This window comes from Caenimonas koreensis DSM 17982 (genome assembly GCF_009646335.1).
Taxonomy (GTDB): Bacteria; Pseudomonadota; Gammaproteobacteria; order Burkholderiales; family Burkholderiaceae_C; genus Ramlibacter; species Ramlibacter koreensis.
This window is the reverse complement of record NZ_WJBU01000014.1, coordinates 55,715-73,835: the sequence shown is the minus strand read 5'-3', so window position 1 is coordinate 73,835 and position 18,121 is coordinate 55,715. Positions and strand designations below refer to the sequence as shown.

19 protein-coding genes are annotated in these 18,121 nt (G+C 63.4%); 9 read left to right on the top strand and 10 right to left on the bottom strand.

Going from position 1 to position 18,121, the window contains the following annotated elements:
- The first annotated feature begins 31 nt into the window (after window positions 1-31).
- Together GHT07_RS15085 and GHT07_RS15080 are read left to right on the top strand one after the other, a co-directional pair.
- Entirely contained in the window at window positions 32-1,591 is a 1,560-nt protein-coding gene (locus GHT07_RS15085) for a PglL family O-oligosaccharyltransferase (RefSeq protein ID WP_228488366.1), read from the top strand.
- Between the two features lie 42 nt (window positions 1,592-1,633).
- Window positions 1,634-2,509, top strand: a complete 876-nt coding sequence (locus tag GHT07_RS15080; RefSeq protein WP_194792949.1) for a methyltransferase domain-containing protein — start codon at window positions 1,634-1,636, stop codon at window positions 2,507-2,509.
- Window positions 2,510-2,525: 16 nt separating this feature from the next.
- Here GHT07_RS15080 and moaC read toward each other — a convergent pair whose 3' ends face one another.
- The gene (gene moaC / locus GHT07_RS15075) at window positions 2,526-3,014 is read right to left on the bottom strand and encodes a cyclic pyranopterin monophosphate synthase MoaC (RefSeq protein ID WP_153585924.1); all 489 of its coding nucleotides are present in this window, start codon (window positions 3,012-3,014) and stop codon (window positions 2,526-2,528) included.
- Between the two features lie 40 nt (window positions 3,015-3,054).
- Between moaC and tfpZ the strand changes: the two genes are divergently transcribed.
- Together tfpZ and GHT07_RS15065 are read left to right on the top strand one after the other, a co-directional pair.
- On the top strand, window positions 3,055-3,813 hold the full coding sequence (tfpZ, locus tag GHT07_RS15070) for a TfpX/TfpZ family type IV pilin accessory protein (RefSeq protein ID WP_153585923.1): 759 nt from the start codon (window positions 3,055-3,057) through the stop codon (window positions 3,811-3,813).
- A complete protein-coding gene (locus GHT07_RS15065) occupies window positions 3,810-5,342 on the top strand; it encodes a M48 family metalloprotease (RefSeq protein WP_323740957.1) in 1,533 nt (510 codons plus the stop codon). Before tfpZ ends, GHT07_RS15065 begins: the two co-directional genes overlap by 4 nt.
- Here the strand turns inward: GHT07_RS15065 and GHT07_RS15060 are convergent.
- The 3 genes from GHT07_RS15060 to GHT07_RS15050 are packed head-to-tail and all read right to left on the bottom strand — an operon-like array spanning window position 5,310 to window position 6,869.
- Entirely contained in the window at window positions 5,310-5,666 is a 357-nt protein-coding gene (locus GHT07_RS15060; protein WP_395688585.1) for a phage holin family protein, read from the bottom strand. The genes GHT07_RS15065 and GHT07_RS15060 overlap by 33 nt on opposite strands.
- Before the next feature lie 39 nt (window positions 5,667-5,705).
- Entirely contained in the window at window positions 5,706-6,167 is a 462-nt protein-coding gene (locus GHT07_RS15055) for a hypothetical protein (protein ID WP_153585922.1), read from the bottom strand.
- 21 nt (window positions 6,168-6,188) lie between these two features.
- A complete protein-coding gene (locus GHT07_RS15050) occupies window positions 6,189-6,869 on the bottom strand; it encodes a TerC family protein (protein ID WP_153585921.1) in 681 nt (226 codons plus the stop codon).
- A gap of 336 nt (window positions 6,870-7,205) precedes the next feature.
- Here GHT07_RS15050 and GHT07_RS15045 point away from each other — a divergent pair, with 336 nt between their 5' ends.
- Together GHT07_RS15045 and GHT07_RS15040 are read left to right on the top strand one after the other, a co-directional pair.
- Window positions 7,206-7,655: a DUF3717 domain-containing protein gene (locus GHT07_RS15045; RefSeq protein WP_153585920.1), complete on the top strand. Its 450-nt coding sequence runs from the start codon at window positions 7,206-7,208 to the stop codon at window positions 7,653-7,655.
- A 2-nt stretch (window positions 7,656-7,657) separates the two neighbouring features.
- Window positions 7,658-7,960 (top strand): putative signal transducing protein, encoded by a 303-nt coding sequence (locus GHT07_RS15040; RefSeq protein ID WP_153585919.1) that lies wholly within the window; start codon window positions 7,658-7,660, stop codon window positions 7,958-7,960.
- 12 nt (window positions 7,961-7,972) lie between these two features.
- Here GHT07_RS15040 and GHT07_RS15035 read toward each other — a convergent pair whose 3' ends face one another.
- Genes GHT07_RS15035 through purB form a run of 3 tightly spaced genes read right to left on the bottom strand, consistent with a single transcriptional unit; the run spans window position 7,973 to window position 11,406 of the window.
- A complete protein-coding gene (locus GHT07_RS15035; RefSeq protein WP_228488365.1) occupies window positions 7,973-9,445 on the bottom strand; it encodes a mannose-1-phosphate guanylyltransferase/mannose-6-phosphate isomerase in 1,473 nt (490 codons plus the stop codon).
- A 7-nt stretch (window positions 9,446-9,452) separates the two neighbouring features.
- Window positions 9,453-10,013, bottom strand: coding sequence for a YaeQ family protein (locus GHT07_RS15030; RefSeq protein WP_153585918.1), 561 nt, complete (start codon window positions 10,011-10,013; stop codon window positions 9,453-9,455).
- A 13-nt stretch (window positions 10,014-10,026) separates the two neighbouring features.
- Window positions 10,027-11,406, bottom strand: a complete 1,380-nt coding sequence (gene purB, locus GHT07_RS15025) for an adenylosuccinate lyase (RefSeq protein WP_153585917.1) — start codon at window positions 11,404-11,406, stop codon at window positions 10,027-10,029.
- 192 nt (window positions 11,407-11,598) lie between these two features.
- Here purB and GHT07_RS15020 point away from each other — a divergent pair, with 192 nt between their 5' ends.
- Complete coding sequence (locus tag GHT07_RS15020; RefSeq protein WP_153585987.1) at window positions 11,599-12,213, top strand: glutathione S-transferase N-terminal domain-containing protein; 615 nt, start codon at window positions 11,599-11,601, stop codon at window positions 12,211-12,213.
- Between the two features lie 336 nt (window positions 12,214-12,549).
- Here GHT07_RS15020 and GHT07_RS15015 read toward each other — a convergent pair whose 3' ends face one another.
- Window positions 12,550-13,131 carry a glutathione peroxidase gene (locus GHT07_RS15015; protein ID WP_153585916.1) on the bottom strand — a complete coding sequence of 194 codons (582 nt, stop codon included), beginning with the start codon at window positions 13,129-13,131 and terminating at the stop codon, window positions 12,550-12,552.
- A 98-nt stretch (window positions 13,132-13,229) separates the two neighbouring features.
- Between GHT07_RS15015 and GHT07_RS15010 the strand changes: the two genes are divergently transcribed.
- Together GHT07_RS15010 and rfaE2 are read left to right on the top strand one after the other, a co-directional pair.
- A complete protein-coding gene (locus GHT07_RS15010; RefSeq protein ID WP_153585915.1) occupies window positions 13,230-14,108 on the top strand; it encodes a ferritin family protein in 879 nt (292 codons plus the stop codon).
- Window positions 14,109-14,150: 42 nt separating this feature from the next.
- Window positions 14,151-14,636 carry a D-glycero-beta-D-manno-heptose 1-phosphate adenylyltransferase gene (gene rfaE2 / locus GHT07_RS15005; RefSeq protein WP_323740956.1) on the top strand — a complete coding sequence of 162 codons (486 nt, stop codon included), beginning with the start codon at window positions 14,151-14,153 and terminating at the stop codon, window positions 14,634-14,636.
- On the opposite strand, the gene GHT07_RS15000 is transcribed toward rfaE2, so the two are convergent.
- Together GHT07_RS15000 and GHT07_RS14995 are read right to left on the bottom strand one after the other, a co-directional pair.
- A complete protein-coding gene (locus tag GHT07_RS15000) occupies window positions 14,612-14,887 on the bottom strand; it encodes a hypothetical protein (RefSeq protein ID WP_153585914.1) in 276 nt (91 codons plus the stop codon). The two genes, rfaE2 and GHT07_RS15000, sit on opposite strands and share 25 nt — an antisense overlap.
- Before the next feature lie 87 nt (window positions 14,888-14,974).
- Window positions 14,975-18,121, bottom strand: coding sequence for an efflux RND transporter permease subunit (locus GHT07_RS14995; RefSeq protein ID WP_323740960.1), 3,147 nt, complete (start codon window positions 18,119-18,121; stop codon window positions 14,975-14,977).

Below are 18,121 nucleotides of genomic sequence, written 5' to 3'. Positions count from 1 at the left end.
TGCGAGTTGGGGCGGCGCTGGACTTTTTGCGTTGCTGGTCTTCCCGTGGCTGAATGCGCGCGCGAGCGGGCCCTCGGCATCGGTAGAGCCCTGGTTGATCAGCGCGCTTTGCTGCGCCCTGGCCTATGGTGCAATGCGTCCGGCAGCACCCTCTCGAGTCATCGGCATAGCGCTCGCCTGCGTGGCAGGCTGGACGCTCTCCCGTAGCGGCTTCGCGCTTGAGACGCTTGCTGCAGCCGGGTCGTGTCTTGTGATCTTCATGGCAAGCGCCCTGGCAGCAAGCTGCACCGACAACGAGCGCCTTTTGCGGGCCATCGCTTTCGCGTGGCTCGCGGCGGCACTCTTGAGCACTTTGATTGCGCTGTTTCAGTACTTCGGCGTCGCCGATGCATTTAACCCATGGATCAGCACGACGACGGAAGGCGAGGCATTCGCGAATCTGCGCCAGCGCAACCAGTTTGCATCGCTCACGGTGATCGGCATGGCCACGCTATTTTGGCTCGCGCCGCAGCGGCTCGGGATGCCCTTGGCGATGTCGGCTATGGCTTGGCTTGCTATTGGCAACGCGGCAACGACATCTCGCACCGGTCTGGCGGAAATGATGTTGATGGGCATGCTGGCGTTGCTGTGGCGCGGTCGCAGCCGTGAGCGAACTGCATTGTGGGTTGGCGGTCTTGCTGTTTATGCGCTAGCCGCATTGGTCCTGCCTTGGCTGCTTGATGCAGCCACGGGTACTTCGGGCCATCACCTGTGGGAGCGTGTAGCCTCGGTGGATTCGTGCAGCAGCCGCAGTGTGCTGTGGGCCAATGTGCTTCATCTCGTTGCGCAACGACCTTGGATTGGCTGGGGCTGGGGTGAACTCGACTACGCCCACTACTACAACCTGTACGGCGGCGCGCGTTTTTGCGACATCCTCGACAACGCCCATAATCTGCCGCTGCACATCGCCGTCGAACTTGGCGTACCCGCTGCATTGGCTGCTTGCATCGCCGTGGCATGGGTGGTCGTGCGCGCGAAGCCATGGCTGGAAACCGATCCCAGGCGACAAATGGCCTGGGGCGTAGTGATCGTGATCGCGTTGCACAGCATGCTCGAATACCCGCTGTGGTACGGCCCCTTCCAGATCTCAATCGGGCTTGCAATCGGACTGCTGTGCCGACCCAGAGCAGCTGATGGCGGTGTGCTCCCGCATTCAAGCGTGCTAGCCCCGGTTCTCGCGTCACTCACCTTGGTTGCGCTTGTCTGGGCCTCCTGGGACTACAGCCGCGTCTCGCAGATCTACTTGCCCGCAGAGGCGCGAGCGCAGGCCTACCGAGATGATCCGCTCGCCAAGGTGAGGCATTCATGGCTGTTCCGCGGACAGGCCGCGTTCGCCGAAGTCACGTTGACCCCGCTGACGCTGGACAACAAGGAGTGGATGTTTGCGCAGTCGCAGTCCCTGCTGCACTATTCGCCTGAGCCTCGCATCATCGAGAAAGTGATCGAGAGCGCAACCTTGACCAACCAGCTCGATGTCGCGACGGGCCATTTGGCGCGCTTTCGGGCTGCCTTTCCCGAATCCTATGCAGAGTGGTCAAAGGCAAAGCGCTAGCATATTGGCGCGGCCCGAAAGGAATGGATGGAGAATTTAGCGTTGAAGCTCAGAATCGTCCGGTCGCTCGGCCCGCGCCGAGTCTGGACACTCGCCAGACAACGCCTGGCCGGCCATCGTTCGCCTTTCTTCGAGTCGCATTGCGAGCTTTTCTCCGGCAGCGGTTTAGAGCTCGGCGGCCCCAGCAGGCTGTTCGGCGCAGCCGGGTATGCGCCGGCGTATTCAAGCGCCGCAGCGCTCGACAACGTGAATTTTGCTAGCGTCACACGTTGGGAAGGCGCGATCGAGGCCGGTCGCACTTTTCAATTCCGGGAGGGCGCACAGCCGGGGCGGCAATTCATTCATGAGGCCTCGGCGCTGGTGTCGATACCCGACGCGGCTTATGACTTCGTGCTGTCCTCGCACATGCTCGAACACTCTGCCAACCCGATCAAGGTGTTGCATGAGTGGAAGCGAGTCATGCGCCCTGGCGCTGCCTTGCTGCTGGTTCTGCCTCACAAGGATGGCACCTTTGACCGCTACAGGCCTGTTACCTCGATCGAGCACATGGTGCGGGATTTCGAAAGCGAAATGTCGGAAGATGATCTGACGCACTTCGATGAGGTCTTGCGCCTGCACGATCTCACGCGAGACCCTCATCAGCCCTCCCGCGAAGCCTTCCGCAAATGGGTTGAAGACAACCAGGCGAACCGCGGTGTGCACCACCATGTATTCGACTCACTGACAGCCGCGCAGTTGGTCGATCGCGCGGGCTTTGAAATACTGTGCGTCGAGCCAGCCCCGATCGATAGCGTCGTTGTCTTCGCAAGACTGTCCCCAGAAACGGGCGAAATTGCCAACAGCGCCTTTGTCGATCCACAGGCGCACTGGCTGCGCAACAGCGCGTTCGTCTCAGATCGGCAAAGAGCCAAAGGGTGACGATGCAATTGGTGGCTCAACCCGCCTTCCAGCTCCCCGACTTCCCGCCCGTCTTCTCCACCAGCCGCACACCATTGATCGTCATGCCGCGATCCACGGCCTTGCACATGTCGTAGATGGTGAGCAGGGCGACTTGCACGGCCGTCAGCGCTTCCATCTCAACACCAGTCGGCCCGACTGTCTCGGCCGTTGCCCTGCAACTCACGGCGCCCAGCACGCCATCGGATGCGGGCTCGATCGCAAATTCGATCGCGACGCGTGTCAGCGCCAGCGGGTGGCACAAGGGAATCAGCTCACTGGTTTTCTTCGCGCCCTGAATGGCGGCAATGCGCGCCACGCCAAGCACGTCGCCCTTCTTGGCCGTGCCCGATTCGATCAGCGCCAGCGTCGCGGCCTGCATCTCGATGCGGCCCTTTGCAACGGCAATGCGATGAGTAAACTCCTTGCCGCCGACGTCGACCATGTGGGCGCGACCTTGTGCGTCGAAGTGTGTCAGCGGCGGCATTCTTTACCCAACGTTCATCTGATTCACGCATCATACGATCATGGTCAACTGGAACGACAGGCTGCGCGCCTCGGGCATCCACCTCGGCATCAGCCTCACCATCGCGCTCGTCTGCGCGGCGCTCGTGTTCGCCATCTGGTATCCCTACCCGTATCGCGAAGTCTCGGGCGGGCGCGAGCTGTTTCTCATCCTTGTCACGGTTGACGTCATCCTGGGCCCGCTCATCACGCTGGCCGTATTCAACCGCGCCAAGCCCCGCCGCGAACTCACGCGCGACCTGGCTGTTGTCGGCATCTTGCAGGTCATTGCGCTGTGTTACGGCCTGTGGACGGTGTGGATCGCGCGACCCGTGCACCTGGCCTTCGAGATCGACCGGTTTCGCGTCGTGCACGGCATCGAAGTGCCCACGGACTTGCTGGACAAGACGCCAGCCGGCATCGACGCACTGCCGCTGGGTGGCCCTACGCTGGTTGCCGTGCGCCCCTTCCGCAGCAGCAATGAAAGTGCAGACGCGACCATGGCCGCGTTGCAAGGCATTCAGATCGGCGCACGCCCGGATTTCTGGATTCCGTATGCTTCTGCGAAGCCGCAGGTGCTGGCTGCTGCCCATCCGGTGGCTGACTTGCGGCGCCGCTTTCCGGCGCGCGTCGCGGACATCGATGCTGCAGTCGCGCAAACCGGCCGCAGTGCTGATGCGCTGGCATGGCTGCCGCTCACAAGCCGGAAACTTTTCTGGACGGCGTTGATCGACCGTAACTCGGCCGAGATTGTTGGCTATATCCCGCTGGATCCCTATTGAACGCAACCCTCACGCTCCTCTCGCGCCAGCTGGCGCGCTGTCTGGGGCGCTTGCGTCCAGCATTGCTCGTGTTGTCGGTGGCCGGTGCGGTGCTGCCGCTCGTGGCGGCAGCGCAGCTGCCTTCACTGGGCGATTCCGGCGACATGAACACGAGCGCCGAGCGCAAGATGGGCCAGAAGATTGCGCGCGAGCTCTTCCGTGACCCGGACTACATCGAAGATCCGGTGCTCGACGAATATGTGCTCGACATCTGGAAGCGGCTGCTCGCCGCAGCACGCCAGCGCGGCGAACTCACGCCAGAGATGGACGAGCGGTTTGCGTGGGAAGTGCTGCTGGGCAAGGACCGCACGATCAACGCCTTTGCGCTGCCCGGTGGCTGGCTGGGCTTGCATCTGGGCCTGATCAGCGTGACGGCCACGCGCGATGAGCTGGCCTCGGTGCTGGCGCATGAGCTCAGCCACGTGACGCAGCGGCATATCTCGCGCCTGATGGCGCAGGAGGCCAAGCAGGCGCCACTGATGCTCGCCGCGATGATTCTTGGCGCGATCGCCATGAGCAAGAGCGCCGACGCCGGCAATGCCCTGCTCATCGGCGGGCAGGCGCTGGCGACACAGAACTCGCTGAATTTTTCGCGTGACATGGAGCGCGAAGCCGATCGCGTGGGCTACGGTGTGCTGACGCAGGCAGGGTTCGAGCCGCAAGGCTTCGTCGGCATGTTCGAAAAGCTCCAGGCAGCTTCGCGCCTGTCGGACAGCGGCAACTTCCCGTACCTGCGCACCCACCCGATGACGACCGAGCGTATTGCCGAGGCGCAGTCACGGCTGCAGCTCGGCGCGCCGCGCCCGGCGCCGCCGCCTGACCTGGTGCACACCATGATGATGGGCCGCGCGCGCGTGTTGTCCAACCCCGGCGTCGATGTGCTGCGTGGCTATGTGAGCGAGCCAGGGTCGGGCTCGTTCAACAGCCTGGGGCGTGCGCGACAGGCCGGCTCGCTCTATTCGGCGGCACTCGCGCATGCGAAATTGCGGGATTTTCCGCAAGCGCATGCGGCGCTGGCGCGGCTGGGCCCGCTGGTCGCAGGCGACGCACCCGCCGCGCGGCAGGTGTCGCTGCTGGCGTCAGAAATCGCGTTCCAGGAAGGTGACCTGGCGCAGGCGGTGCAGGTGATCGACAAGGCCGCAAAAACGCGCCCCGAGCTGATCTATATGGCGCAGGCGCAGATCAAGTCGGGCCGGGCGGCGGACGCAGCGCAGCTGTTGCAGACGCAGGTGGCGGTGTCGCCGCGCGATGCGCAGGCGTGGCTGCTGCTGTCATCGGCGTATTCGGCGCAAGGCCTCACGCTGCGGGCGATCCGCGCAGATGCGGAGGCGCGCGTGGCGCAGCTCGATTACCAGGCGGCGATGGACAGGTTCCGCGCCGCGCAGGACCTCGTGCGCAAAGGCAACGCGGACCACATCGAGGCGTCGATCATCGACAGCCGCGCGCGGGCCGTCGATTCACTTCTTCGAGAACAGGCTCTCGAGCGCTGACTCGATCACGATGCCGATCACCGAATAGATCAGCGAGCCGATCAGCGCAGCGACGAAGCCTGATACCTGGAAGCCGGCCAGCAAACCGGATGCCGCCCAGAACATCAGGGCATTGATCACGAACAGGAAAAGGCCGAGCGTGACGACGGTGACAGGCAGCGTCAGGACCACAAGCACCGGTCGCAGCACCGTGTTGAGCAGGCCGATCACGAATGCGGCCAGCAGGGCTGAACCAAAACTCGTGACCTGCACCCCGCTATAGACGTAGGCCACGAGCAGCAACGCGGCCGCGCTGAGCAGCCATTTGGTGAGGAGCTTCAACATGCGGGCAGCATAGCATCGCCCGCATGCGATTTGCAGCGCTCAGTCAGCGGCCAGGATCAGCATCGCGCCCATGCTGGCTACAGCGCCGGGCACCTCCCATTTGGCACCCGGTGCGCTGGGTTGCGACTGGACGACGGCTTCGAGTTCCTGGCCGAATTTGGGGCGTCGCGCGTCGAGCACGCGGCAGACACCATGCTCAGTCAGCAGGCGTTGCGTCAGGTCCTTGAGCGGGCCGTGGGCCAGCTGCGTGGTCACCCGGTCGCCGCCCCGGCGCAATACGGGCGCCATGAGCGCAAACAGCTTGTCGGCCCACCGGTCCCGCCATGCTTCGCGCGCGCTGTAGCTCGTCCATTTGCTGATGCGCCGCGTCATGCGCGGGGCACAAGCGACGATCACCCAGTGCGTTGGATCGGGCGCCGCCCCGGCGCGCTGCTCGTGCATGGGCGCGAGTTGCTGCAGGGCGTGCTCTGCGTCATCGATGTACACAATGATCTTGTCCATGAGGAGTGCCTTTCGGGGGTTTCAGGAGGGAACGGAATTGCGGACCTGACGGCTGGCCCATGCGCCGGCGGCGAGCACACCGACGATGGCGACGGCGTAGGTTACCCAGCGCAGCAGCGTTTCGTCGAAGACATCGGCAAGCAGCGGCTCGGACACGATCATCTTGGCCGCCGTGAAAGCGAGGACGCCAGCGCCGATCTGGATCACGACCGGGAAGCGCTCGACGAGCTTGAGCACCACGTTGCTGCCGAAGACCACGATGGGCACGCTGATGAGCAGGCCGATGATGACCAGGTCGAGCGCACCATGCGCCGCGCCAGCGACGCCCAGCACGTTGTCGACGCCCATGAGCGCGTCTGCGATGACGATGGTGCGCATCGCGCCCCAGAACGTGGTGGCGGTGATGTTGTGCTCTTCATTGCTGCCCTGGTCGGCGAGCAGGCGGTAGGCGATCCATACCAGGCCCAGGCCACCGACGAGCATCAGGCCGGGCACCTTCAGCAGCCAGACGACGCCGATGGTCATCACGGCGCGAACACCAATGGCGCCTACCGTGCCCCAGATGATGGCGCGGCGCTTGAGATGGTCAGGCAGGTTTCGGGCGGCCAGGGCGATGACAATCGCGTTGTCGCCCGCGAGAACAAGATCAATGAGGATGATGGCCAGCAGTGCTGACCACCAGGGTGCAGATAGAAATTCCATGACGAAGGCTCCAGGTTGGTTCGAACTGAACCCGGAAAAAACTCGTCGTCGCAGGGGTTGTGATGGCGTGGGGAGCATCACATGCGCACTTCGACTTCAACCCTTTTCCGGGTGCTAGTCGAAGGTCTGGCTCGGCATGTGTGTATGCGGATTTGTGCCCAACAAGCCGGAAGCAGTACTGCGCTTCGTATTGACGACTTGCCGATACCTGCTGCGCACGGTGCACGGGTCTTCTTTTTGAGATCGACCGGCCCACCTCCCTAGCGCGCAACAAGCGGGAGCTACTCCCCTTCGTGCCATGATTACATCACAAGCTGCGTTATCCTGCGCGCCCACATGGCAGCCATTCACATTACCGATATCGAAGCCGCCATCAATTTCTGGCGGGAACGAAAGCCATCGCCCGATGGCGTCACGCTCGCGCCCGAGCTGCGGGCGTTGGCTGAGGTGTACGCGTTACTGATTTATTACCACGAGGACGAAGCCGATGAGAAGGGCTTCCCGCCTGCCGCCTACGCAGCGTGGAAAACCTGGTACGACACCACGCCCGACACGCCCTGCATCGCCATCTGCTCGACCAGCCAGGGCGATGCCCAGTGCAAGGGCTGCGGGCGTACGTTCGAGGAAGTGCAGCTCTGGCCCGCCATGTCGCCAGGCGAGAAACGCAGCACCTGGCGGCGCATCACGCTGCATGCCGACTCGTGGCGCTTCAATCGTTACGCGGAGCGTGCGGCCGAAGGCATTGAGTCCCCGCCAGACGCAGCAGCCAGGCCCGCCGCGCGCTGACGATGCAGCGGCTCGCACGCGCTCCCAACATTGCAATCGCGACGCTATGGGTCGATGCCTTGCGAAACGAAGGCATCCAGGCCACGATGCAGCGCTACTTCCTCGGTTCCGCCGCTGGCGAATTGCCGCCTGACCAGTGCCTGCCTGAAGTCTGGCTGATGGACGACGCACAGGAGGCACGTGCGCGCCTTCTGCTGCACGACTTGCAGAACGTCCCGCAGCGGCGATGGGTGTGTGTGTGCGGTGAGCTGATCGAAGGCGGGTTCGAGCAGTGCTGGAGCTGTGGCGCGGAAATGCCGCGTTAGCAGCGCCTCGCGTCAGGTTCGCCCGTACGTGTCATCGAACCGCACAATGTCGTCTTCACCGAGGTAGCCGCCCGACTGCACTTCGATGATTTCCAGCGGCACATGGCCCGGGTTCACCAGCCGGTGCTTTTGCCCCATGCGGATGAACGTGCTTTCGTTTTCGCACAGCAGGAATTCCTTGTCGCCACAGGTGACAAGTGCCGTGCCTGACACGACGATCCAGTGCTCGGCGCGGTGGTGATGCATCTGCAGGCTGAGCGACGCGCCCGGCTTGACCATGATGCGCTTGACCTGGAACCGCGCGCCGGAATCGACCGAGTCGTACCAGCCCCACGGCCGGTGCACCTTGCGCGGCAGCAGAGGCTCAGCACGCTTGCCGGCATTCAGGTTCGCAACGACATCCTTCACATCCTGGCTCGACGTTCGGTTCATCACGAGCACGGCATCTGGCGTTTCGACGACGACAACGTTCTCCATACCGACCACGGTGACCAGCCGGCTCGTCGCGTGCACCAGCGTGTTGCTGCTCTTGTGCAGCACGGCGTCGCCCTGCACTGCATTGCCGTGCGCATCGTGATCGCGCGATTCCCACACGGCGTCCCATGCGCCCAGGTCACTCCAGCCCGCGTCGAGCGGCACCATGCGGATGTCGAACTCGCTGCCGGGGCAGTGCTCCATCACGGCGTAGTCGATCGACTCCGATGGCACGCTGTCGAACTCGTCATGGCCAGGGCGCACAAACCCGTTGTCGGCGACGCGCGCTTTCCACGACGCCTGGGTCGCAGCCAGGATATCCGGGCGAAAGCGCTGCAGCGCGGCAAGCCACACCGACGCCTTCAAAATGAAAATGCCGCTGTTCCAGTGGAATTCCCCCGAGGCCACATACGTGGCGGCTGTGGCGCTGTCGGGCTTTTCCACGAACTGCGCGACGCGGCGCGGTGACTCAACGCCCTGCGCGCCGCCCGCGCTTTCCGAGCGGATGTAACCGTAGCCCGTTTCTGGTCGCACGGCGGGCACGCCCAGCACAACCACCGAGCCCTGCGCGGCTTGCGCCACCGCCACGCGCAGCGTGTGCTGCATGGCGGGCAAATCAGTCACGCCGTGATCGGCAGGGCACACGATCATCACCGGATCGCTGCCTTGCTCGACGGCCTGCAGCGCCGCAAGCGTGAGCGCAGGCGCCGTGTTGCGCGCCGCAGGCTCAAGGATGATGGCCGCGTTTTTCTCGCCCAGCGACGCGAGCTGGTCCTGCACCAGGAAGCGGTAGGTTTCGTTGGTCACCACCACGGGTGGCGACAGTGTCCAGCCACCCATGCCCAGCCCGTGCAGGCGCGACAGGGTTTCCTGCAGCAGCGTCTGGCCAGGCGCGGAAATGGAGAGGAACTGTTTGGGATGCCCCGAGCGCGACAGGGGCCACAAGCGGGTGCCGCCTCCACCCGCCATGATGACGGGACAGAGCGTGATCGGCGGTGGGGCAGCGGACATGGGTTTTCTATTTCCAGCGAAGCGGTTCGAGCTCGACACTGCCTGATTCGCCGCTGAGCGTCAACGCGCCTTCCTGGATCGTGGCCTGCAAATGCATCGTGCGTTGTGCGAATGCCGCGAGCTGTTGCGACGCTGCAGCGGGAATGCGCCACACGCTCAGGTTCGCCAGGCGCGAGACCTTGTTCTCGATCCCGCGCCACCAGATCTCCGACGCATTCGCGAACGGATAGACCATCACGTGATCGGCCTTGCCGCACGCCTTGGCGATCGGCTTTTCTTCCGGCTGGCCCACTTCGACCCAGACGCGCGTGCGGCCTGTGTAGTCGCGGATGTAGAAATCAGGGTCGTCGGGGTTGGACAATCCCGCGCCGAAGCCGAGCGTCGCATCTCCATTGCATTCACTCTGCAGCCGGTGCGCGTTGATCGCCAGCGCCACCAGGCGGACCATCATGCGTTCATCGGTTTCGCTCGGGTGGCGCGCGAGAGTGAGCGCATGGTCAGCGTAGTAAGCGTGGTCGATGTCGGCGATTGCGACGTTCGCCTTGAAGATGGTGGATTTGAGTGCCAAGGGGTGGTCGCCTTCAGGCGCGCCGGGCAAGTTCGGCGGCTTTGCCGACGTACGAGGCGGGCGTCATGGCGAGCAGCCTGTCTTTCTCGGCCTGCGGGATTTCCAGCGAGCGGATGAGCGCATGCAGGTCTTCGGCCCGCACAGTTTTGCCGCGCGTGACCTCTTTCAGTTTCTCGTAAGCGCCCTGCACACCGAAGCGGCGCATCACCGTCTGGATCGGCTCGGCCAGCACTTCCCACGATGCGTCGAGGTCAGCGGCAATCGCCTCTTCATTGATCTGCAGCTTGCCCAGGCCCACACCCATCGCGTGATAAGCCAGCGCCGCGTAACCCAGCGCCACGCCCATGTTGCGCAGCACGGTGGAGTCGGTCAGGTCACGCTGCCAGCGCGAGATCGGCAGCTTTTCAGACAGGTGCCGCAGCATGGCGTTCGCCAGGCCCAGGTTGCCTTCTGCATTTTCGAAGTCAATCGGGTTGACCTTGTGCGGCATCGTGGACGAGCCGATCTCGCCTTCACGCAGGCGCTGCTTGAAGTAGCCCAGCGAGATATAGCCCCACATGTCGCGCGACCAGTCGATCAGGATCGTGTTGGCACGCGCCACGGCATCGAACAGCTCGGCCATGTAGTCGTGCGGCTCGATCTGGATGCTGTAGGGCTGGAACGTCAGGCCCAGGCCGAGCGGCTCGGGCGTCTCGATCACCTTGCGGCTGAACGACTCCCAGTCGAAGTCGGGCCAGGCTGCCATGTGCGCGTTGTAGTTGCCCACAGCGCCGTTCATCTTGGCCATCAGCTTCACGCTGGCAATGCGCTCGCGAGCATTGGCCAGGCGCACCACGACGTTGGCGATTTCCTTGCCGACGGTTGTCGGGCTCGCGGTTTGCCCATGCGTTCGGCTGAGCATCGAGACCGAAGCGTACAGCTGCGCCATCTCGCGCAGCTTGGCAATGAGCGAGTCGAGCGCAGGCACGATCACGTGGTCGCGCCCGCCCTTGAGCTGCAATGCATGGCTCGTGTTGTTGATGTCTTCGCTGGTGCAGGCGAAATGGACGAACTCGCTGGCCGCCTTGAGCTCGGGCCGCGCGTCGAACTTCGACTTGATCCAGTACTCCACGGCCTTCACGTCGTGGTTGGTGGTCTTCTCGATTTCCTTGATGGCCAGGCCATCGGCTTCGCTGAAATTCTTCACGATGCCGAGCAAGTAAGTGCGCGCACCCGGCGTCAGCGGCTTGAATTCGGCAAAGCCTGCATCGGACAAGGCAATGAACCAGGCGACTTCAACTTGCACGCGCTTGTGCATGTAGCCGAGCTCGCTCATCAATGGGCGCAGCGGCGCGAGGCGGCCGGCGTATCGGCCGTCGAGGGGCGACAGCGCGGAAATGGGGGACAAAGACATGGCCGAATTGTAGGCGTGGCCCATTCGACGCCCGGATGACAGTTCTTTGTCGTTCAAGTGCGACAACGAGGCAGCGCGATGCGCCAAATCGTGGCGGTTACACGCAATGCCGCCCCGCGCGAAAAGGTGTGCGACATGCGCTCGCTAAAATGAATCGACCGCGATAACTCGAACACCAAGAGCACATCCATGATGAAACTGATAGGCGCTGTCACCAGCCCGTACGTGCGCAAAGTACGGATCGTGATGGCCGAGAAAAAGCTGGACTACGAATTCGTCACTGAAGACGTGTGGGCTGCCGACACGACCATCGCGCATTCCAATCCGCTTGGCAAAGTGCCGTGCCTGGTGATGGAAGGCGGTGAAGCGCTGTTCGATTCGCGCGTGATCGTTGAATACCTCGACACGCTCTCGCCGGTCGGCAAGCTGATTCCGGCGGTGGGCCGCGAGCGCGCTGAAGTCAAAACCTGGGAAGCGCTGGCCGATGGCCTGCTCGACGCGGCTATCCTCGCGCGCCTGGAAGCCAACTGGGCGGGCCGCTCCAAGGCGCAGCGCAGCCAGGCGTGGATCGACCGGCAGCTTGCCAAAGTCAATGCCAGTGTCAAGGCCATGAGCCAGGGGCTGGGTGAAAAGCCGTTTTGTGCAGGCATCTACCTGAGCCTGGCGGACATCGCCGTTGGTTGCGCGCTGGGCTATCTCGACTTCCGCTTCCCCGACATCGACTGGCGCGGCAGCCACCCCAACCTGGCGAAGCTTTACGAAAAGCTGGCGCAGCGTCAGAGCTTCCAGGACACGAAGCCGGCCTAAAGGCGCGCTTCACAAAAATTTACTTGTTGGCCACGGTAGAAGCTGGAACCTGACCGGTTCATCCCCACTCTACTGGACAGAACAAGTTATTGCTGCGAAGCCTTCCGGTGAGTTTTCCCGGATGAAATCCCGAGGCGACTCTTCTCCTCCTCCCTCCCTCCCTCCTTCGTGTCGGGGCGCTTCGCAGCACCTTTATTTGTCACCCCAAAATCGCTGCGCGATTTTGGGGTGGTTTGGCTAGATGAGAAAAACGCGGCGTAGCCGCGTTTTTTCATGAGGGTGACTCGACTGCGCGTTGCTGCGTCTCGTCGGGGCGCCTGCTGCGCAGGCATGGGCCTATTGCATCGCTAGTTGCTTTTGCAGGTCTTTTTCCAGCGCTTCCGGGGTTGTCATGCTCGACCATGAGCCCACGACCTTGCCATCGCGCGCCAGCATGTACTTATAGAAATTCCACTTTGGTGATGTGCCGGTGGCGGCAGCCAGCTGCTTGAACAGCGGGTTGGCTGCATCGCCACGCACGCTGGACGCGCCAAACATCGGGAACTTCACGTTGAACGTGTTTTCGCAGAACTCGGCGATCTCCTTGTTGCTGCCCTTTTCCTGCGAGAAATCATTCGACGGAAAGCCCAGCACCACCAGGCCCTTGTCCTTGTATTTGTCGTAGAGCGACTCCAGGCCCTTGTACTGCGGGGTGAAGCCGCAGTAGCTCGCCGTATTCACAACCAGGACCACTTTGCCTGCGTACTGGCATAGTGACTGTGGCTTTTCATCCTGCAGGCGCAAGAAGGTGTGCGACAGCGTCGCGGGGCATGCGGCGGCAGCACCAGCGGCCGGCGCGGTGGCGGCGCCAGCGGGAATAGCCGCCAGGGCCGCAGCGGATGCGGCAAGCACAGCAATGAGGCGAAAAGTGTTCAACATCGTGCAATCCTTGTGGAGTCATGCGGCAAGCGGCGCAATGTTTGCAGATTGTCAAGGCAATTACACAGTGCCGGGTAAAATCGGCGGAGGAACCCACAATGCTCTATCCAGAACTGTTCAAGCAACTTGAGTCCGTCCGTTGGGACATGGACAAGGACATCCCCTGGGACCAGTTCGATGCCAGCAAGCTCACGGACGAACAGGCCCAGACCATCAAGATGAACGCCATCACGGAATGGTCTGCGCTGCCTGCCACCGAGATGTTCCTGCGTGACAACAAGGACGATTCGGATTTCTCCGCCTTCATGTCGATCTGGTTCTTTGAAGAGCAGAAGCACTCGCTGGTGTTGATGGAATACCTGCGGCGCTTTCGCCCCGAGCTGGCACCCACCGAAAAAGAGCTGCATGAAGTGCGCTTCGAATTCGAGCCGGCACCCGCCCTTGAAACGCTCATGCTGCATTTCTGCGGCGAAATCCGGTTGAACCACTGGTATCGCCGTGCCAGCGAATGGCACACCGAGCCGGTCATCAAGCAGATCTACCTCATGCTCTCGCAGGACGAAGCGCGCCACGGCGGCGCCTACCTGCGCTACATGAAGCGCGCGATCAACAACTTCGGCAATGAAGCGAAGGCCGCATTTGCCAAGGTCGGCGTGCTGATGGCCAGCGCGCGCCGCACGGCGCAGGCACTGCACCCCACCAACTTGCACGTGAACAAGGCGCTGTTCCCGCGCGACACGATCCAGTCGCGCCTGCCCAACCCCGAGTGGCTCGAACACTGGCTGGACACGCAGATCAACTTTGACTCCGTCTGGGAAAGCAAAGTGGTCGAGCGCATCCTGCACAACATGAGCCTGCTGATGGACCGCAGCTTCAAGAGCGTGCAGGAGCTCAACCGCTTCCGCAAGGAAATCGCCGCCGCGATTGCAGCAAGTGCTGCCGCCGCTGGTGCAGGCCCGGCGCCCAGCGCTACCTGAGCCTGCCGATATCGCGGGCTCGTTTCCGCCATCCAGCCTGCTGTGTCAGCGCCTACTTTTTTCTCGAAGATCGCCTCCCGCAACGACGCGGCGGCGCGCGTCGCCGCGCTGCCGCAGCCCGTTGTGTTCACCAATGGCGTTTTCGACGTACTGCATCGCGGCCACGCTGTGTACCTGGCCCAGGCGCGTGAGCTGGGGGCGAGCCTCGTCGTTGCATTGAATACGGACGCTTCGGCCAAGCGCCTGGGCAAAGGCCCCGACCGCCCTCTCAACAACGAAGCCGACCGGGCCGCGATGATGGCTGCGCTCGAATCCGTCAGCCTCGTGACCTGGTTCGATGAAGACACGCCCATCGAGTTGATCCGCGAATTGAAGCCGGCCGTCCTGTGCAAGGGCGGCGACTACGACATGGCAAAGCTCGCGGAAACAAAGGTGGTGGAAGGCTACGGCGGCCGCGCCGTTGCGATCCCCTTTGTGGATGGCTATTCGACAACCAGCCTGGTTCAGCGCATCCGCCAGCGACCCTGACGCTTGCAGTTGTAGATCACTTCATAGGCTTTTTCTGCGACCTTGTCGTCCACGAGGCAGGCCACCGCTTCGATCAGGTCGTGCGGCGCTTTCGCCGTGACCATGTCGTCCACCCACTTGCGAATGAGCGCCTGTCGCTTGTCGTCCGGCATTGACAGCAGCTTTTCCAGCTGGTCGTTCATGGGCTTGTCGTCGCAGGCCGCGCGCAGCATGTCGATGAACGCGTCGATATCGCCAACGGAAGTGGTCATGGTCGTGCCCTTTCAGCCGCCATTAGACCGCTCGCACACGCCTTGCTCAAGAGCGCGAGTGCGCTCGAGCGTGCACGAATTCGCGCATCACGGCGCCGGATGGGGTGCAGGATCAGCCCCGGCGTGCGACGCGTTGTCTGCGGGCGGGCCCTCCGGCTTGCCGCGCAGCCGCCGCATGCCGCGGCTGAACCACTGTTCAAAGTCGTCCATCAGCGTGAACACGACCGGCACCACCAGCAAGCTCAGCAGCGTGGAAGTGATCAGCCCGCCAATCACGGCAGTTGTCATCGGTGAGCGAAAGCTCGGGTCGGCAGTGCCCATGCCGATCGCCGTAGGCAGCATGCCTGCGCCCATGGCGATGGTCGTCATGATGATGGGCCGCGCGCGCTTGTGGCAGGCGTCTATCAGGGCGTCGAAGCGGCTCATGGCGTGATCGCGCCGGGCAACGATCGCGTATTCCACCAGCAGGATCGAGTTCTTGGTTGCAATGCCCATGAGCATCACCAGCCCGATCAAGGACGGCATCGAAAAACTCTTCTGCGCGACCAGCAGTGCGACGAACGCACCGCCAAGCGCCAGTGGCAGCGCGCAAAGAATCGTGACCGGATGCAGGAAGTCGCGAAACAGCAGCACGAGCACGACGTAGATGCACAGCACGCCGGTGAACATCGCGAGCAGGAAGCCCAGGAACAGCTCGCCCATCACCTCCGCGTCGCCGACTTCGATCACCTTCACGCCGGCAGGCAGGTTCTTCACCGAAGGCAGCTCCTGCGCCGCCGCTGCGACATCACCCAGCGGCAACCCCGACAGCTCGATCTCGAAGTTGACGTTGCGTGTGCGGTCGTAGCGGTCGATCACCGCAGGGCCACCCGCAATCGACAACGTGGCGACCTGCCCCAGCATCACCGGCCCATGCGAGCCCGGCACCGCAAGGCGCTCGAGCACCGACAGATCCTTGCGTGCGGAGTCATCGAGTTTCACGACGATGGGCACCTGGCGTTGCGCGAGGTTCAGCTTGGGCAGCGCGATGTCGTAGTCGCCCGCCGTGGCGACGCGCAGTGTTTCTGCAATGGCGCTTGAGGTCACACCGAGATCCGCCGCCTTGTCAAAGTCCGGCCGCACGGTGACCTCCGGCCGCACGAGGCTGGCCGTGGATTGCACACTGCCCAGGCCGGGAATCGTGCGCAGGTCTTTCTCGACCGCCAGCGCAGCACTGGCCAGCGCCACAGGGTCTTCGCCCGTCAGCACGAGCACGTACTTCTCGCCGGAGCCGCCCAAGCCGACTTTGGTGCGCACTCCGGGCAGTGTTTCCAGCGCGGTGCGGATGTTGTTCTCGATCTTCTGCTTGCGCGGGCGTTCGCCGCGATCGGTGAGCAGGATCGTCAGCGTGGCCTTGCGCACTTCGGCGGCGCCTGAATTGGCGAACGGGTCGGTGCCAGCCGAGCCGCCGCCAATCGTGGTGTACACGCTCTTGACGTGCTCGACCTTCATGAGACGTTGTCGCGCTTCTTCGGAGACGTCCGTTGTCTGCGCGAGCGTCGCACCCGGAGGCAGTTCGATGTACACCTGCGTCTGCGAGTTGTCGTCGGGCGGAATGAAGCCGGTGGGCAGCAATGGAATCAGCATCACCGAGCCGACGAAGAACGCGCCGGCCACCAGCACCGTGACGAGCCGGTGGTTCAGGCACCACCGCGCCCAGCCGAGGTAGACCGTCATCCACTTCGCGTCCTTCACCTCACCCTCGGGCTCCGGCTTGAGCATGTACGCCGACATCATCGGCGTGAGCACCCGTGCAACGACGAGCGATGCGAACACGGCCAGCGCCGCTGTCCAGCCGAACTGCTTGAAGAACTTGCCCGCAATGCCGCTCATGAACGCCGTGGGCAGGAACACTGCGATGAGCGTGAAGGTCGTTGCGATCACGGCCAGGCCGATTTCATCAGCCGCCTCCATCGCCGCCTGGAACGGCGTCTTGCCCATGCGCAAGTGCCGCACGATGTTCTCGACCTCGACGATCGCGTCGTCCACCAGGATGCCGACGACGAGCGACAGCGCCAGCAGCGACACCACGTTGACCGAAAAGCCGAGCAGGTGCATGCCGATGAACGCCGGTATCACCGACATCGGCAGCGCAATCGCCGACACAAACGTCGCACGCCAGTCGCGCAGGAAAAGCCACACCACCAGCACCGCGAGCGCAGCGCCTTCGTACAGCAGATGCAGCGAGCCTTCGTATTCCTCTTCGACAGGCGTCACAAAATCGAATGCCTGCACGAGCTCCAGGTCGGGATGCGCTTTCTGCAGTTCCGCCAGCGCCGCCTTCACACCCGCGCCCACCGTCACTTCACTCTCGCCGCGCGAGCGCGCCACCTCGAAGCCGACGACGCGCTTGCCATTGAGCAGCGCAGCAGCGCGCGGCTCGGCGATGGTGTCGGTCACGGTGGCGACATCATCGAGCTTGATCGAGCGCGGCTGCCCGCCCGCGCTGGCTGGCAGGGCGATCGATATGCGCGCGAGATCGGCAGCGGTCTTCACGGTGGCAAGCGTGCGGACAGGCTGCTCTGCGCCGCCCAGATCCGTGCGGCCGCCCGCGCTTTCGACCTGCACCTCGCGCAGCTGGCGCGAGACGTCGGCCGCGGTGATGCCCAGCGCCTGTAGCTTGGACGGATCGAGCGACACGCGCACTTCGCGGTTCACGCCGCCGACGCGGTTGACGGCGCCGACGCCACGCACGGCCAGCAGCCTGCGCGAGATGTCGTTGTCGACGAACCATGAGAGCGCCTCTTCGTCCATGCGCGGCGAAGCTACGGTGAACGCGAGAACGGGCTGGCTCGCGAAATCCATCTTGGTGATGGTCGGGTCGCGCACGTCGCCCGGCAGATCGGCGCGCACGCGCGCCACAGCGGAACGCACGTCGTCGACAGCTTCCTGCACCGGCTTTTCGAGGCGGAATTCCGCCGTGACCGTCACCACGCCGTCCTGGACCTTGGTGGTGATGTGCTTCAAGCCCTGCAGCGTCGCGATGGAGTTTTCGAGCTTTCGCGCGACATCGGTTTCCAGCTGGCCGGGCGCCGCACCCGGCAACGCTGCAGTCACCATCACGGTGGGCAGGTCGATGTCGGGGAAGTTCTGGATCTTCATCGCGTTGAACGACAGCACGCCGCCGAACGTGAGCAGCACGAAGAGCATCACCGCAGGAATCGGGTTGCGGATCGACCAGGACGAGACATTGAT

Bases quoted from the DNA above. Each gene is read 5' to 3' on its own strand.
- GHT07_RS15020 (WP_153585987.1), top strand. From the start codon at position 11,599: ATGAAACTGATAGGCGCTGTCACCAGCCCGTACGTGCGCAAAGTACGG.
- GHT07_RS15040 (WP_153585919.1), top strand. From the start codon at position 7,658: ATGCAGCGGCTCGCACGCGCTCCCAACATTGCAATCGCGACGCTATGG.
- tfpZ (WP_153585923.1), top strand. From the start codon at position 3,055: ATGGTCAACTGGAACGACAGGCTGCGCGCCTCGGGCATCCACCTCGGC.
- GHT07_RS15000 (WP_153585914.1), bottom strand. From the start codon at position 14,887: ATGACCACTTCCGTTGGCGATATCGACGCGTTCATCGACATGCTGCGC.
- purB (WP_153585917.1), bottom strand. From the start codon at position 11,406: ATGTCTTTGTCCCCCATTTCCGCGCTGTCGCCCCTCGACGGCCGATAC.
- GHT07_RS15055 (WP_153585922.1), bottom strand. From the start codon at position 6,167: ATGGACAAGATCATTGTGTACATCGATGACGCAGAGCACGCCCTGCAG.
- GHT07_RS15010 (WP_153585915.1), top strand. From the start codon at position 13,230: ATGCTCTATCCAGAACTGTTCAAGCAACTTGAGTCCGTCCGTTGGGAC.
- GHT07_RS15015 (WP_153585916.1), bottom strand. From the start codon at position 13,131: ATGTTGAACACTTTTCGCCTCATTGCTGTGCTTGCCGCATCCGCTGCG.
- GHT07_RS15045 (WP_153585920.1), top strand. From the start codon at position 7,206: ATGGCAGCCATTCACATTACCGATATCGAAGCCGCCATCAATTTCTGG.
- moaC (WP_153585924.1), bottom strand. From the start codon at position 3,014: ATGCCGCCGCTGACACACTTCGACGCACAAGGTCGCGCCCACATGGTC.
- GHT07_RS15035 (WP_228488365.1), bottom strand. From the start codon at position 9,445: ATGTCCGCTGCCCCACCGCCGATCACGCTCTGTCCCGTCATCATGGCG.
- GHT07_RS15050 (WP_153585921.1), bottom strand. From the start codon at position 6,869: ATGGAATTTCTATCTGCACCCTGGTGGTCAGCACTGCTGGCCATCATC.
- GHT07_RS15060 (WP_395688585.1), bottom strand. From the start codon at position 5,666: ATGTTGAAGCTCCTCACCAAATGGCTGCTCAGCGCGGCCGCGTTGCTG.